The sequence below is a fragment of the Thalassospira sp. B30-1 genome, assembly GCF_015767575.1.
In the GTDB taxonomy this organism is placed as follows: Bacteria; Pseudomonadota; Alphaproteobacteria; order Rhodospirillales; family Thalassospiraceae; genus Thalassospira; species Thalassospira xiamenensis.
This window is the reverse complement of the sequence record NZ_CP065232.1, coordinates 3,996,644-4,010,341: the sequence shown is the minus strand read 5'-3', so window position 1 is coordinate 4,010,341 and position 13,698 is coordinate 3,996,644. Positions and strand designations below refer to the sequence as shown.

The following is a 13,698-nucleotide window of genomic DNA, read 5'->3' as shown; positions in this document are numbered from 1 at the left end:
CTCCCCGTCAAACTAACCGGCAATATATTGCCGGTTAGTTTGCATATTCCGGTCCGGGTCAGTCCAGCCAGTCGGGAATGCGGTCCAGACCGATCAGGTCGTCAATCGACTGACGTGGGCGGACGATGGCGAAATCGTCGCCCTTGACCAGAACTTCGGGCGTCAGGGCACGGGTGTTGTAGGTCGATGACATCACCGCACCATAGGCACCCGCCGACATGACCGCGACCAGATCACCCGGTTTCAGGTCATCGGGCAGTTTGCGGTCCTTGCCAAAGGTATCGCCGGTTTCGCAGACCGGGCCGACGATATCGACGGTTGCCTGTTTGTCGCCTTCAGTCTGTTCATCGACCGGGATGATTTCGTGATAGGCGTTGTAAAGGGTTGGCCGGATCAGGTCGTTCATCGCGGCATCAAGAATGACAAAGCGTTTGGCCTCGCCATCCTTGATATACATGACGCGCGAAATCATCACCCCGGCGTTGCCCGCAATCAGGCGGCCCGGTTCGAGCGTGATGTGACAGCCAAGGTGACCGACGGTTTCACGCACCATCTGGCCATAGGCATCGGGCAGGGGCGGGGTTTCGCCCTGATAGGCAATGCCAAGCCCGCCACCAAGATCAAGATTGCGGATATTGATGCCTTCGGCCCGAAGCTTTTCGACCAGATCGGCAAGACGGGTGAAGGCTTCGCGGAAGGGTGCAAGATCGGTCAGCTGTGATCCGATATGCATGGCAATGCCGGTCACGTCGATCCCGTCCATGGCGGCGGCCATGCGGTAAACCTCGATCGCGCGGGTCCAGTCGATGCCAAATTTGTTTTCGGCCTTGCCGGTAGCGATTTTTTCGTGGGTTTTGGCATCGACATGCGGGTTGATGCGGATCGCGATCCGGGCCTTTTTGCCCATATCGAGGGCAACCCGGTTGAGTTCTTCAAGTTCCGGGATGCTTTCGACATTGATCTGGGCGATATCGGCATCAAGGGCTTCGCGCATTTCGGCATCGGCCTTGCCAACGCCGGAAAAAATGACTTTGCCCGGTGCGACACCGGCGCGCAGGGCACGGCGCATTTCACCAACCGAAACCACATCGGCACCGGCCCCCAGTTTGGCGAGTGTTTTCAGCACAGCCTGATTGGAGTTCGCCTTGATGGCGTAGCAAACCGTGGCATCAAGCCCGTCAAACGCACTGGCATAAACGTGATAGTGACGTTCAAGGGTGGCGGTGGAATAGCAATAGAACGGCGTGCCGACTTTTTCGGCAAGCTCGGGGATGGAAACGCCTTCGGCGTGAAGGACGCCATCAATATATTCAAAATGGTTCATTGTGCCGGATATGTCCGTGGATAGTTGCGGCCTTCGTCGGTCGGTGGTTCAAGCGGGCCTTTTTTGCCACACGCGGCAACAGACAGGCCCAGCATCACCGCCAGTACGATCACTGTGCTGCGTTTGAAGATCGGGTTGCTCATTTCAGGAACCTTTCCTTTGCCGCCGCAACCTGTTCCTTCACCCGGACCGGCGCGGTGCCGCCAAAGCTTTGACGCGCACTGACCGATGCCTCGACGGTCAGGACATCGTAAACGGCCTTGGTGATTTTGGGTTCGATCCCCTGAAGGTCTTCTAGCGAAAGCTGATCGAGATCACACCCCTTGCCTTCGGCAAGTTTTACGGTCGCACCGACCACGTGATGGGCGTCGCGGAACGGCATGCCCAGTTCGGCCACCAGCCAGTCGGCCAGATCGGTTGCGGTGGTGTAACCGGCCCCGGCAGCCGCACGCATGTTGTCCTTATGGACCTTCATGTCGGCAATCATGCCGGTCATGGCGGCGACACAAAGACCCAGATGGTCGTGGGCTTCGAAGACCGGTTCCTTGTCTTCCTGCATGTCCTTGGAATAGGCCAGCGGCAGCCCCTTCATCGACAGCATCAGGGAATTGTAGCAGCCAACGATACGGCCGATTTTGGAGCGGATCAGTTCGGCAGCATCGGGGTTGCGTTTCTGCGGCATGATCGAGGAGCCGGTCGAAAATTTGTCCGACATGCCGATAAATTTGAACTGTGCGGAACACCAGATCACCATTTCCTCGGCCAGGCGCGACAGATGCATGGCGGTGATCGATGCCGCGTTCAGATATTCCAGCGCAAAGTCACGATCCGACACCGCATCGAGCGAGTTCGCGGTCGGGCGATCAAAGCCAAGCGATGATGCCGTCATGTGACGGTCAATCGGATAGGGCGTTCCGGCAAGGGCCGCCGAACCCAGCGGGTTTTCATTAGCACGCGTGCGGCAATCGGCAACGCGGCCACGGTCCCGGCCAAACATTTCGACATAGGCCAGAAGATGATGGCCAAAGGTGACCGGCTGGGCGGCCTGAAGGTGGGTAAAGCCCGGCATGATGGTTTCGGCATGGGTGCCGGCCTGTTCGATCAGGGCTTCCTGAAGGCCCTTGAGCCCGGCTTCAAGATCGGCCAGTGCAACGTCGCGGACCCAGAGTTTGAAATCGGTTGCGACCTGATCATTGCGGGAGCGCGCGGTATGCAGGCGACCGGCGGCAGGCCCGATCAGATCACGCAGGCGGCTTTCGACATTCATGTGGATGTCTTCAAGGGCGGCCGAGAAGGTGAATGTGCCGTTTTCGATTTCCTGAAGGATCTGGTCTAGACCCGCGACTATTTTGTCGCCATCTTCTGCGGGGATGATCTTCTGCTTGACCAGCATGGCGCAATGGGCTTTGGAACCCTGAATGTCCTGGGCGTACAGGCGTTTGTCAAAGCCGATGGAAGCATTGATTTCTTCCATGATGGCGGACGGGCCCGCTTCAAAGCGGCCTCCCCACAGGGCGTTGGCATTTTTCTGGTCGGTGGCGTTTTGATCGGTCATTGTGATCCGCAAGCGTTGGAAAGGTGAGTATTGTGAAGGCATTGCTTCGTTACGTAAAACTGGGCGTGATTGTCGCCATATCGGCCATTTATGCAAGCCCTGCCTTTGCAGATACGCAATTGCCGCAAGAACTTTCGAAAATGGAGACGGTGCCTGAGGGCTCAAGCCTGCCGGAAAAGGCGGTTTTCATCGAGGCCGATGGCAGCGAAAGTGACCTTAAGAACCTGAAAGGAAAGGTTATTCTGGTCAATCTTTGGGCGACATGGTGCGCGCCCTGCATCGAGGAAATGCCCGATCTTGATCGACTGGCGGCGAAAATGGATGGCAAGCCGTTCCGTGTTCTGGCGCTTAGTCAGGATCGTGGTGGGGCAGAAATCGTGCAGGAATTCTTTGATGAAAACGGAATCGGCCATCTTGATGTCGTGCTTGATCCGCGCGGGGCAACCGCACGGGCCTTTGGCGCGCGCGGCCTTCCGACCAGTTTCGTGATCGATGCCAACGGGCAGGTTATCGGCAAACTGGAAGGCACGGCCAAATGGGATGCCGACGGGGTTATCGACTATTTCAACAATCTGATTGATGCCGCGTCCTGATTGGGATCAATCAGCACTTTCCATCAGTGATAGAACCTGATCAAGGGTCGGGGCGGCGTCGGCAGCACCATAGCGCGTGGTCGCCAATGCCCCGGTCGCACAGGCAAACCGGACGGCATCACGCAGTGGTCGTCCGTCATGCAGGGCAACGGCCAGCCCGCCATTGAAACAGTCCCCCGCGGCAACCGTATCAATTGCGGCAACGTCAAAGGGGTCGACCCTGCCCGACTGGTCGCCGTCGGAATAAAATGCGCCCCTTGATCCCATTTTGATCACCACGATACGCGCGCCCATTTCGTGCAGTTTTGATGCGGCCGCGTGGGCGGTTTCATCATTGTCGGGGTGAATGCCGGTCATGGCAGAACATTCACTGATATTCGGGGTGACGATGTCGGTCAGTTCCATCAGATCGCGCAAAACAACCCGGTCGGGCACCGGTGCCGGATCAAGGATGATGGTTGCGCCAGCTTCGCGGGCGTATTTCATTGCGCAGGCAATGGCAACAACCGGGCATTCGAGCTGCACCAGCAGATAATTGCAATGTTCCAGAAACACCTGTTTTTCGCGGATGTCGGCCCGGCTCATGGTCATGTTTGCCCCACCGGCCACCGTGATGATGTTTTCGCCAGCATCGTCGATGGATATCAGGGCAGTTCCGGTCTGGGCGTCGGTCGACTGGATCAGCTGGTTGGTGTCAAAGCCTTCGGCGTTCAGGGTATCGATCAGGCTGCGTCCCAGAACATCATTGCCGATTTTGGAAATGAAAACAGGCATTTGACCCAGTCGTGCAACGGCAATCGCCTGATTGCATCCCTTTCCGCCCGGGCCGGTCATGTAATCCTTGGCCGATACGGTTTGGCCGGGTTTGGGCAATTGGGCAACTCGGGCGGCAAAATCGATATTGGAACTTCCGACGATGGCAATGGTCATGGACTATCCGATTAGAAAATTTCTAATACCTTTTACTGATATTGGCATCTTTTCAGGTGTTTAAAGAACCCGGATGCAACATTTCAGGTGAAATGCATCACACCGCTGAAAGGCCGGTCAGGTAAGGCAATCGGTATGGTCTGATGACGTATTCAGACAGGTTGGAATTCATCGCGCAGGGCTGCATAGATTCGTCTGAATTTGGCAAATCGCGGCTGATAATCGGCATGTTTGCGCATATCGGGTTCGATCACTTCCTGAATGACCGGTTTCTGACAGACATCCTCGACCGTTTCGTGATCAAGTGCCAGCCGCCCCAGACGTGCCGCGCCAAAGGCCGGGCCCTTGGCCGCCCCTTCGTATCGGGCAAGCGGACATCCCATGATGTCAGATATCAGTTGAATCCAGTATCGGCTGCGCGCGCCGCCGCCAATGACACCGGGCAATTCGCAATGCGTTCCGGCGGCATGCAGGCGCGATTGCCCGTCCAGAAGGGCAAAACCGACCCCTTCGAGTACCGATTGGACCATTGTTTCGCGCGATGTGTCGCTACCAAGGCCAAAGAACACGCCGCGCGCATAGGGATCGTTATGCGGGGTCCGTTCGCCATTAAGGTAGGGCAGGAACACAACATCCGACGGGGCCTTATGCCCGGCTTCGGTGCGTTGCAGCAATGCGCCGATATCCTTTTCGCCCAACAGGTTTGCCGCCCACAAAAGGCAGCTTGCCCCGTTGAGCAATACCGCCATCTGGAACCAGTGCTGGGGCACGGCATGGGCGAAGCTGTGCAAAAGTTCCAGGGGTTTCGGGCGATAACGGTCGGATGCCACGAAAATCTGTGACGAGGTGCCAAGCGAAATGAAGCCGTCGCCGTGGCTGACCGCGCCGACACCGATGCCACCGGTCGCGGCATCGCCGCCACCACCGGCAACAATCACGGTCGGCTTCATGTCCCAGCGCGCGGCCAGTTCACCGCGCAAATGGCCGGTGGGATCGCTTCCTTCGGCAAGGCGGGGTAGTTGGGCAATATCCATGCCGGTTGCGGCAATGGCGTCAAAATTCCAGCTTCGGCTTTCTTCATCAAGCCACAGGGTTCCGGCGGCATCCGACATTTCCGTGACCTTTTCGCCGGTCAGGCAGAAACGGATGTAATCCTTGGGCAGCAGGACGGTTTTGATTCGGGCAAAGATTTCGGGTTCGTGTTTGCGCAGCCACATCAGTTTGGGCGCGGTCATACCGGGCATGGCAACCACACCGGCCTGCGATGGCAGATCGGGCAGGGCGGCCTGCAATTCATCGCATTCGGCCTTGGCCCGGCCGTCATTCCACAGGATCGCCGGGCGGAGTGGCTTGTCATTCGCATCAAGGATTACCGCCCCGTGCATCTGGCCAGACAGGCCGATGGCCCGAACCGCGGCAAGGGCGGCGGGGTTGGATGATTTCAACTGATCCAGCGCCGTGCAGGTCGCCGCCCACCAGTCATCGGGGTGCTGTTCGCTCCAGAATGGTTTGGGGTTGCTGAGCGTCAGGGGCACATCGGTTTCGGCGACGGTGAGCGAATGTTCATCCATCAGAAGCGCTTTAACGGCAGATGTGCCGACATCTATTCCGAGAAACATGTGGGACGGCCTCCTGGGTCCTGACCTGGACTCTTTTTTTGGTCTTGGTTCCTTGGCCGTCATCATAGCAGGGCAATTTCTGATCGAAAGATCAAAAGCTTTGCACGTTGGTTAAATCATCAATCCAATGCAAAAAGGCCACCGCAGCGATGCAGTGGCCCTTGAATGCGTAACCTGGCAATGATTAGCGGGTCGGAACCGGCTCGTCACCGCTATAGTCATAGAAGCCGCGGCCGACCTTGCGGCCAAGCCAACCGGCTTCGACATATTTGACCAGAAGCGGGCAGGGACGATATTTGGTATCGGCCAGACCATCATGCAGGACATGCATGATCGACAGGCAGGTATCCAGACCAATGAAATCGGCCAGTTGCAGCGGCCCCATCGGATGGTTTGCGCCAAGGCGCATGGCATCATCGATGGACCGGACATTGCCGACGCCTTCGTAAAGCGTATAGATCGCCTCGTTGATCATCGGCAGCAGAATGCGGTTGACGATGAAGGCCGGGAAATCTTCGGCACTTGCCGTGTCTTTGCCCAGTTTCTTGGTCAATTCATGAATGGTGCGATAGGTCGGCTCGTCCGTGGCAATGCCGCGGATCAGTTCGACCAGCTTCATCAGCGGCACCGGATTCATGAAGTGCATGCCCATGAATTTCGACGGGCGGTCGGTATAGGAAGCCAGACGCGTCACCGAAATGGACGAGGTGTTCGTCGCAATGATGGCTTCGGGGCCCAGAACCGGACACAGAGCCTTGAAAATCTGTTTCTTGGTTTCTTCGTTCTCGGTTGCGGCCTCGATCACGAGATCGCAATCAGACAGGAAGCTGTATTCCGTACCCGTGGTAATCCGGGCGAGGGCTGCTGCTTTCTGTTGTTCGGTGATCAGGTCTTTCTTGACCTGACGATCCATGTTCTTGCCAATCAGGCCAAGCGCCTTGTCGAGCGCCTCTGCCGATACGTCAAGCAGTCGGACGTCGTAGTCGGCAAGTGCAATCACATGAGCAATGCCATTGCCCATCTGACCGGCACCGATTACGCCAATGGTCTTGATATCTTCAAGCGAAGCCATTTGTTCCCCACTCATCCCCAAGGGTCAAAACAAGGTCAGAACAACGTTCTTTAGATTGTTCTGACCCTAGATGGGATCTGATTATTTGTCGAGTTCGCTCGCCAATGCGGGAAGGGCCTCGAACAGGTCCGCGACAAGACCGTAATCGGCAACCGAGAAGATCGGTGCTTCTTCGTCCTTGTTGATCGCAACAATGACCTTACTGTCCTTCATGCCGGCAAGGTGCTGAATCGCACCTGAAATGCCTACCGCAATGTATAGCTGCGGTGCAACAACTTTGCCGGTCTGGCCGACCTGCCAGTCGTTCGGGGCGTATCCCGCATCGACGGCGGCGCGCGAAGCACCAATGGCAGCGCCGAGTTTATCGGCAATCGGTTCGATCAGGTGGAAGTTCTCGCCCGAGCCCATACCGCGACCGCCAGAGATGATAACGCTGGCTGCGGTCAGTTCCGGACGTTCCGACTCGGTCAGTTCCTGACTGACAAAAGCGGATTTCCCGGCATCTTTCGCAGTTGCGATATCTTCGATGGTTGCGGAACCGCCTTCGGCCGCGACCGGATCAAAGCCCGTGGTACGCACGGTGATCAGTTTCAGGCTGTCGGACGACTGAACGGTTGCCATCGCGTTTCCGGCATAGATCGGACGGACGAACGTATCGGCACTTTCGACATCGGTGATGTCGGAAATCTGTGCGACGTCTTTTAGTGCGGCAACGCGGGGCATGAAGTTTTTGCCCGTGGTCGAAGCCGCCACCAGAACGTGGCTGTAATCACCGGCCAGTTCATTGACCAGACCCGCCATGTTTTCGGCCAGGAAATGGCCATAGGCCGCGTTATCGGCAACCAGAACCTTGGAAACGCCCGCCACCTTTGCGGCCGCATCGGCAACCGCACGGCAGTTTTCGCCCGCGACCAGAATGGTGATGTCGCCACCGATTTTCTGTGCGGCGGCAACGGTATTGAGCGTTACGCCCTTCAGTTCGGTATTGTCGTGTTCGGCAATAACAAGAATGCTCATTTGATCGGCCCCCGCTTAAATCACTTTGGCTTCGTTGCGAAGCTTGTCGACAAGCTCGGCGACGCTGGCAACTTTCACACCTGCCTGACGTGCCGGTGGTTCCGTCACTTTCAGGGTTTTCAGGCGCGGCGCGGTGTCGACACCAAGATCAGCCGGGCTTAACGTATCAAGCGGCTTTTTCTTGGCCTTCATGATGTTGGGAAGCGACGCATAGCGCGGCTCGTTCAGGCGAAGGTCGGTGGTGACGATGGCCGGAAGATCGATCTTGATGGTTTCAAGGCCACCATCGACTTCGCGGGTGACGTCAAGCTTGCCATCGGCAACGGCGACCTTGGACGCGAATGTGCCCTGCGGCCAGTCCAGAAGGGCGGCCAGCATCTGACCGGTCTGGTTGGCGTCGTCATCAATGGCCTGTTTGCCGAGGATCACGAGATCCGGGCTTTCCTTGGCAACGACTTCCTTGAGAAGTTTGGCAACGGCAAGCGGTTGCAGTTCGTCGTCGGTTTCGACCAGAATGCCGCGATCGGCACCCATGGCAAGGGCGGTACGCAGTGTTTCCTGACACTGTTTCACACCCAGCGATACGGCGACCACTTCGGTCGCGGTGCCGGCTTCCTTGAGGCGGACGGCCTCTTCAACGGCGATTTCGTCAAACGGGTTCATGGACATTTTGACGTTGTTCAATTCAACGCCAGACTGGTCCTGTTTGACACGGATCTTGACGTTGTAATCCACAACGCGCTTAACGGCGACAAGAACCTTCATGACAGACCTGTTCGTTTTTGTTGTCGAAGCTATGGGCTTGCTGCGTTCTGCCGGGGCAGTCCGTAGCGGGGCCCGATGTTACTGTTTTCCCCGCGATGCACAATAGGGGGTGCTACGGGGCTTGTCAATTTACGTAAAGAGGTTAACGTTAACGATAACTTCTTTACTGAAATTCTGAAGTATCTGGCGGTATTGATAGGCAACCAGCCCCCGAAAAGACAGGGATTTATTCGAATATTTGCCTAGCGGGTCAGGCCGGGTTGCCACAGGATATCGTCCCTGCCGCCATTATTGGCATGACGGGCCAGAACGAACATATGGTCCGACAGGCGGTTGATGTAACGCACTGCTTCGGGGTTGATCGCCTCGATTCCCGAGAGCTCCACAATCAGCCGTTCGGCGCGGCGCGACACGGTGCGCGCGACATGAAGCTGGGCGGAAAGGGCGCTGCCGCCGGGCAGGACAAAGGATGTCAGCGGGTCCAGATCGGCATTGATCGCATCGATTTCGGCCTCAAGCCGTTCGGTTTGCGTGGCCGTAATGCGAAGGGCCGGGCGTTCCGGGTTATCGTCGCTGCCGTCACCGGGCGTACACAGATCAGCCCCAAGATCAAAAAGATCGTTCTGGATCCGGGCCAGCATGGCATCGACATCACCCGTCGCATGCAGGCGGGCAACCCCGATCACCGCATTGGTTTCGTCCACCGTGCCATAGGCCGCAACGCGAATATCGTTTTTGGCAACGCGGTTGCCATTGCCAAGAGCGGTTTTACCCTTGTCGCCGGATTTGGTGTAGATGCGGGTCAGTTGAACCATCTTGAATTCCGTTATTCTGAGACGTGACTTTCTGAGGCTAGACCTTCGGCGGGCTTGTTTTATTTGCCAAGCGCCATGAAGGACAGGATGACCAGCAGCAAAAGGGCAATCCCCTGTACCAGTACGCGAAGCTGCATCAGCTTGTTGGATTTTCTGGCATCCTTGCCGCGCGCCATGGTGACGATGCCAAGTACCAGAATAACCGCGACCGCGGCCATCGCGATCAGAACGCCAATCTGTAAAAATCCAGCCATACCGGACTACTCCTTTGTGCCGCCCTTGCGGTGGTAATGTGCCGGGCGGGGCGACATGCTGCGTCAAACTGCGGGCGGGGGCAAGGTCGCAGATCGAAAAATCTTTGCGATTTCCGATGACTGGTTCCTAGTGCTGGCCCGATGGCGTGAAATCGCGCCGGTCAATCCGAAGCTTTTTGATCCGCGATGCCAGTGTTGTTGGCTTTACATTCAAAAGGGCCGCCGCGCCATCGGGGCCAAAAATCCGGCCGCGTGTGGTTTCAAGGGCGCGGATGATATTGTCATATTCACGTTTGCGCCGGTCATCTTCGGTGAGGATTGCGGATGCGTGGTTTATCTGATCACGCGCGGGGTCGGCATTGCCGGGGTCGGTTTCGCGGCGATTGGGTTCGGGCAGGTCAAAATTCAGTTTACCATCACGGGCCAGAATGGCGGCGCGTTCGATAATGTTTTCAAGTTCGCGCGCATTGCCGGGCCAGTCATATTTCATCAGGCTTCTGACCTGCCCGTTGGTCAGGGTCAGTTGCGGGATGTTCAGCCGCTGGCAGATATTGCGCAGGAAATGTGTCGCCAATGGCGGGATATCGTCGGGCCGTTCGCGCAGTGGCCGACATTCGATGGGAAATACATTGAGGCGGAAATACAGGTCCTCGCGGAAGCGGCCGAGCCGGACTTCTTCCTTGAGATCGCGGTTGGTTGCGGCCAATAGCCTTACATTGACCTCGCGCGTGCGTTCCTCGCCGATGCGTTCGAACTTCTGATCCTGCAGAACGCGCAAAAGCTTGCCCTGCAGTTCCAGCGGGATTTCACCGACCTCGTCCAAAAACAACGTCCCGCCATCGGCCAGTTCGAACCGGCCAACGCGATCGCGCACGGCCCCGGTAAAGGCACCGCGGACATGGCCGAAAAACTCGCTTTCGAACAGTTCATGGGGGATGGCGGCACAGTTTACGCGCACCAGAACGCGGTCGCGCCGGTGGCTGGCCTGATGGATGGCGCGCGCGATCAGTTCCTTGCCGGTCCCCGATTCCCCGGTGATCAGGACGTTGGCATCGGTAGGGGCGACCAGATCGATCTGTTTAAGCGCACTATTGATCGCCTCGGACTGGCCGATGATTTCGTGATGGTTGTTGGTCGAGAGGATTTCTTCCTGAAGATAGGCGTTTTCAAGTTCCAGCCTTTCGCGAAGGCGATCAACCTCGGCCAGGGCGGCATGCAGCTTTTCCTCGGCAATTTTGCGTTCGGTAATGTCGCGAAACACGATCACCGCGCCAATCACCAGCCCATGATCGCGGATCGGGGTGGAGGTATATTCAACCCGGATCGGTTTGCCGTCGCTGCGCCAGAAGACTTCGTCGTCAACGCGCCGAACGATGCCTTCGCGAAACGCATTGTAAATCGGGCAATGTTCGGCATGGTATGGGTCGCCATTGACATGCGAATGGTGGATGATCGAATGGATTTCCTTGCCCACCAGTTCCTCGGCCGTCCAGCCCAGCATGCGTTCGGCGGCGGGATTGACAAAGGTGGTGACGCCGTCGCTGTTGACCCCGTAAATGCCTTCGCCCGCCGCACCCAGTATCAACTGGTTTTCGCGTTCGATTTCACGGAAAAAACGTTCGGCGCGCCGCCATTCGGCAATGCCTTCGCGCAGGTAATTATCGGCCTCTGCATCAACGTCGCGGCGGTGGCGGGCGTCCAGATCACAAAGGATGATGATCAGGTAATCCGCGCCCTCCCAATGCAGGGCGCGGGCTTCGTGTTCAAGCCGGATTTCGGTGCCATCCGCATGCATCAGGTTCAGGCCCCGTGTCCAGGCAAAACCGTGATAAAGGGCGGCCTGACTGAACACCACAAGGCTTGGCACCTGTCCCTTGTGCAGGCTGCTCATGGCGGTGGATTTCAGATCGGAAATGCTGCGGCCCAGCAAATTCGCCGCGGCCTGATTGGCAAACATGATGCGATCGCTTTGCGGATGCACCAGCAGGGTCGGATGAATATGCGATGCAAGGGCCTGTTGATACAGGGCGTCCGAAACCGTTGGGGGTGGCGGGTTTGCAATCTGATCCATCGTGGTCGGCCTACGATATTTCGTAAATATGGTTACGAAATATCGTAAATTACGAAATTTCGTATGGTCTGAGATTGCGCCTGTTTCGGGCCAAAGTCCAGTCTTTCCCTAGAGTTTTTCGCGCTGCACAAATCTGGCACGCCGGTTGCTGTTATCACCCCGAATATCGGTGTCGCCTGACGGGCGGCGTAAACAAAACAGGGGGTGACCACATGTCTATCAAAAGTCTGGGCGATCCATTCAGTGGCGAAAGCGATCTGCGGCATAGCAAATCTTGCGGCTGCGAGGCTTGCGCAACCGGCAAACATCACCATGCCGGTCATGACCATCACGAAGACACATACGATCTGGCATCGATGCCCGCCCATAGCGATATGGCTGTGGATGGCGTTGCTTCGTCGTCTGGCAAGCTTGCCAGCAGCGAGGAAATGCTGGATCGCGCGATTGAAAGTGCGGTGGTCCGCTCTGTCTTCGGGCATAACGAGATTTCACGTCGTTCCTTTGCCAAAATGGTTGGCAGCGGGACGATGATGGCGGCACTGGCGTCGGTCCTGCCGCTTGATAAGGTCAAGGCGGCGATCCTTGATGATCTGGGCACGCCGGAAAAAACCAAGCTTAATATCGGTTTTGTTCCGATCACCTGCGCCACACCGATCATCATGGCCCAGCCGATGGGCTTTTATGAGAAATACGGTCTTGATGTTGATGTGATCAAGACGGCGGGCTGGGCAGTCGCACGCGACAAGTCCCTGAACAATGAATATGACGCGTCGCATATGCTGACGCCGATGCCGCTTGCCATCACCATGGGGGCCGGATCGACCGCGACCCCGTTCCTGATGCCGGCGGTTGAAAACATAAACGGGCAGGCGATTGTCCTGCATAACGACCATCTTGATAAACGCGATCCCAAACAGTGGAAGGGCTTCAAGTTCGGTGTGCCGTTCGAATATTCGATGCATAACTTCCTGCTGCGTTATTACGTCGCCGAACATGGCCTTGACCCGGATAAAGACATTCAGATCCGTGTCGTTCCGCCGCCCGAAATGGTCGCAAACCTGCGTGCCGGTAACCTTGATGGTTATCTGTCGCCTGATCCGTTCAACCAGCGCGCCGTCTGGGAAAAAATCGGCTTCATCCACACCCTGACCAAGGATATCTGGGAAGGTCATCCGTGCTGCGCATTTGCCTGTTCCAAGGCGTTTGCCGATGAAATGCCCAATACCTATGGCGCACTTCTGAAATCGATTGTTGATGCGACGCAATACGCATCCAAACCCGAAAACCGCAAGGAAATTTCGGCCGCAATTGCGCCGACCAACTATCTGAACCAGCCGGTGCCGGTCATCGAGCAGGTGCTTACCGGGCGGTATGCCGATGGTCTGGGCGAGGTCAAAAATGTGCCGGATCGCATCGATTTCGATCCGTTCCCGTGGCATTCGATGGGTGTGTGGATTCTGACGCAGATGAAGCGCTGGGGCTATATCGACGGCGATGTTGATTACAAGAAAATCGCCGAAGAAGTCTATGTCGCGGCCGATTGCGCCAAGATCATGAAAGACCTTGGTTACGAAGCGCCAGACAGCACCTATCAGAAATACACGATCATGGGCAAAGTGTTCGATCCCGATCAGCCCGAGGCCTATGTCAACAGCTTCCCGATTGGCAAAGGGGTAAGCTGAT

General features: G+C 56.9%; 13 protein-coding genes. 2 read left to right on the top strand and 11 right to left on the bottom strand.

The features are described from left to right. Positions 1–58: 58 nt before the first annotated feature. The 3 genes from lysA to argH are packed head-to-tail and all read right to left on the bottom strand — an operon-like array spanning position 59 to position 2,879. The gene (lysA, locus tag IT971_RS18820) at positions 59–1,324 is read right to left on the bottom strand and encodes a diaminopimelate decarboxylase (protein WP_065701847.1); all 1,266 of its coding nucleotides are present in this window, start codon (positions 1,322–1,324) and stop codon (positions 59–61) included. Next, a complete protein-coding gene (locus IT971_RS18815) occupies positions 1,321–1,467 on the bottom strand; it encodes a lipoprotein (protein WP_007092015.1) in 147 nt (48 codons plus the stop codon). The genes lysA and IT971_RS18815 overlap by 4 nt, the downstream gene beginning before the upstream one ends. Beyond that, positions 1,464–2,879: an argininosuccinate lyase gene (gene argH, locus IT971_RS18810; protein WP_037987105.1), complete on the bottom strand. Its 1,416-nt coding sequence runs from the start codon at positions 2,877–2,879 to the stop codon at positions 1,464–1,466. Before argH ends, IT971_RS18815 begins: the two co-directional genes overlap by 4 nt. 32 nt (positions 2,880–2,911) lie before the next feature. Between argH and IT971_RS18805 the strand changes: the two genes are divergently transcribed. Continuing rightward, complete coding sequence (locus tag IT971_RS18805) at positions 2,912–3,472, top strand: TlpA disulfide reductase family protein (RefSeq protein ID WP_007092017.1); 561 nt, start codon at positions 2,912–2,914, stop codon at positions 3,470–3,472. A gap of 6 nt (positions 3,473–3,478) precedes the next feature. Here the strand turns inward: IT971_RS18805 and rbsK are convergent, their stop codons facing one another. From rbsK to IT971_RS18765, 8 genes are all read right to left on the bottom strand, one after another. Then, entirely contained in the window at positions 3,479–4,402 is a 924-nt protein-coding gene (gene rbsK, locus IT971_RS18800) for a ribokinase (protein ID WP_065701846.1), read from the bottom strand. Between the two features lie 152 nt (positions 4,403–4,554). After that, positions 4,555–6,021, bottom strand: a complete 1,467-nt coding sequence (gene xylB / locus IT971_RS18795) for a xylulokinase (RefSeq protein ID WP_065701845.1) — start codon at positions 6,019–6,021, stop codon at positions 4,555–4,557. 184 nt (positions 6,022–6,205) lie between these two features. Beyond that, complete coding sequence (locus IT971_RS18790; protein ID WP_037987116.1) at positions 6,206–7,093, bottom strand: 3-hydroxybutyryl-CoA dehydrogenase; 888 nt, start codon at positions 7,091–7,093, stop codon at positions 6,206–6,208. An 81-nt stretch (positions 7,094–7,174) separates the two neighbouring features. Further along, positions 7,175–8,110 (bottom strand): electron transfer flavoprotein subunit alpha/FixB family protein, encoded by a 936-nt coding sequence (locus IT971_RS18785; protein WP_065701844.1) that lies wholly within the window; start codon positions 8,108–8,110, stop codon positions 7,175–7,177. 15 nt (positions 8,111–8,125) lie between these two features. Beyond that, the gene (locus IT971_RS18780) at positions 8,126–8,875 is read right to left on the bottom strand and encodes an electron transfer flavoprotein subunit beta/FixA family protein (protein WP_037987118.1); all 750 of its coding nucleotides are present in this window, start codon (positions 8,873–8,875) and stop codon (positions 8,126–8,128) included. A gap of 242 nt (positions 8,876–9,117) precedes the next feature. Beyond that, positions 9,118–9,690, bottom strand: a complete 573-nt coding sequence (locus IT971_RS18775; RefSeq protein ID WP_065701843.1) for a cob(I)yrinic acid a,c-diamide adenosyltransferase — start codon at positions 9,688–9,690, stop codon at positions 9,118–9,120. Between the two features lie 59 nt (positions 9,691–9,749). Next, on the bottom strand, positions 9,750–9,944 hold the full coding sequence (locus tag IT971_RS18770) for a twin transmembrane helix small protein (protein WP_007092349.1): 195 nt from the start codon (positions 9,942–9,944) through the stop codon (positions 9,750–9,752). Positions 9,945–10,071: 127 nt separating this feature from the next. Continuing rightward, a complete protein-coding gene (locus tag IT971_RS18765; RefSeq protein ID WP_065701842.1) occupies positions 10,072–12,015 on the bottom strand; it encodes a sigma 54-interacting transcriptional regulator in 1,944 nt (647 codons plus the stop codon). Positions 12,016–12,227: 212 nt separating this feature from the next. Between IT971_RS18765 and IT971_RS18760 the strand changes: the two genes are divergently transcribed. Next, on the top strand, positions 12,228–13,697 hold the full coding sequence (locus IT971_RS18760) for a CmpA/NrtA family ABC transporter substrate-binding protein (protein WP_065701841.1): 1,470 nt from the start codon (positions 12,228–12,230) through the stop codon (positions 13,695–13,697). Position 13,698: the final 1 nt, after the last annotated feature.

Excerpts from the sequence above, each read along its gene's own strand:
- IT971_RS18785 (WP_065701844.1), bottom strand. The coding sequence starts at position 8,110 with ATGAGCATTCTTGTTATTGCCGAACACGACAATACCGAACTGAAGGGC.
- IT971_RS18770 (WP_007092349.1), bottom strand. The coding sequence starts at position 9,944 with ATGGCTGGATTTTTACAGATTGGCGTTCTGATCGCGATGGCCGCGGTC.
- xylB (WP_065701845.1), bottom strand. The coding sequence starts at position 6,021 with ATGTTTCTCGGAATAGATGTCGGCACATCTGCCGTTAAAGCGCTTCTG.
- IT971_RS18790 (WP_037987116.1), bottom strand. The coding sequence starts at position 7,093 with ATGGCTTCGCTTGAAGATATCAAGACCATTGGCGTAATCGGTGCCGGT.
- IT971_RS18815 (WP_007092015.1), bottom strand. The coding sequence starts at position 1,467 with ATGAGCAACCCGATCTTCAAACGCAGCACAGTGATCGTACTGGCGGTG.
- IT971_RS18760 (WP_065701841.1), top strand. The coding sequence starts at position 12,228 with ATGTCTATCAAAAGTCTGGGCGATCCATTCAGTGGCGAAAGCGATCTG.
- IT971_RS18765 (WP_065701842.1), bottom strand. The coding sequence starts at position 12,015 with ATGGATCAGATTGCAAACCCGCCACCCCCAACGGTTTCGGACGCCCTG.
- rbsK (WP_065701846.1), bottom strand. The coding sequence starts at position 4,402 with ATGACCATTGCCATCGTCGGAAGTTCCAATATCGATTTTGCCGCCCGA.
- IT971_RS18775 (WP_065701843.1), bottom strand. The coding sequence starts at position 9,690 with ATGGTTCAACTGACCCGCATCTACACCAAATCCGGCGACAAGGGTAAA.
- IT971_RS18780 (WP_037987118.1), bottom strand. The coding sequence starts at position 8,875 with ATGAAGGTTCTTGTCGCCGTTAAGCGCGTTGTGGATTACAACGTCAAG.
- argH (WP_037987105.1), bottom strand. The coding sequence starts at position 2,879 with ATGACCGATCAAAACGCCACCGACCAGAAAAATGCCAACGCCCTGTGG.
- lysA (WP_065701847.1), bottom strand. The coding sequence starts at position 1,324 with ATGAACCATTTTGAATATATTGATGGCGTCCTTCACGCCGAAGGCGTT.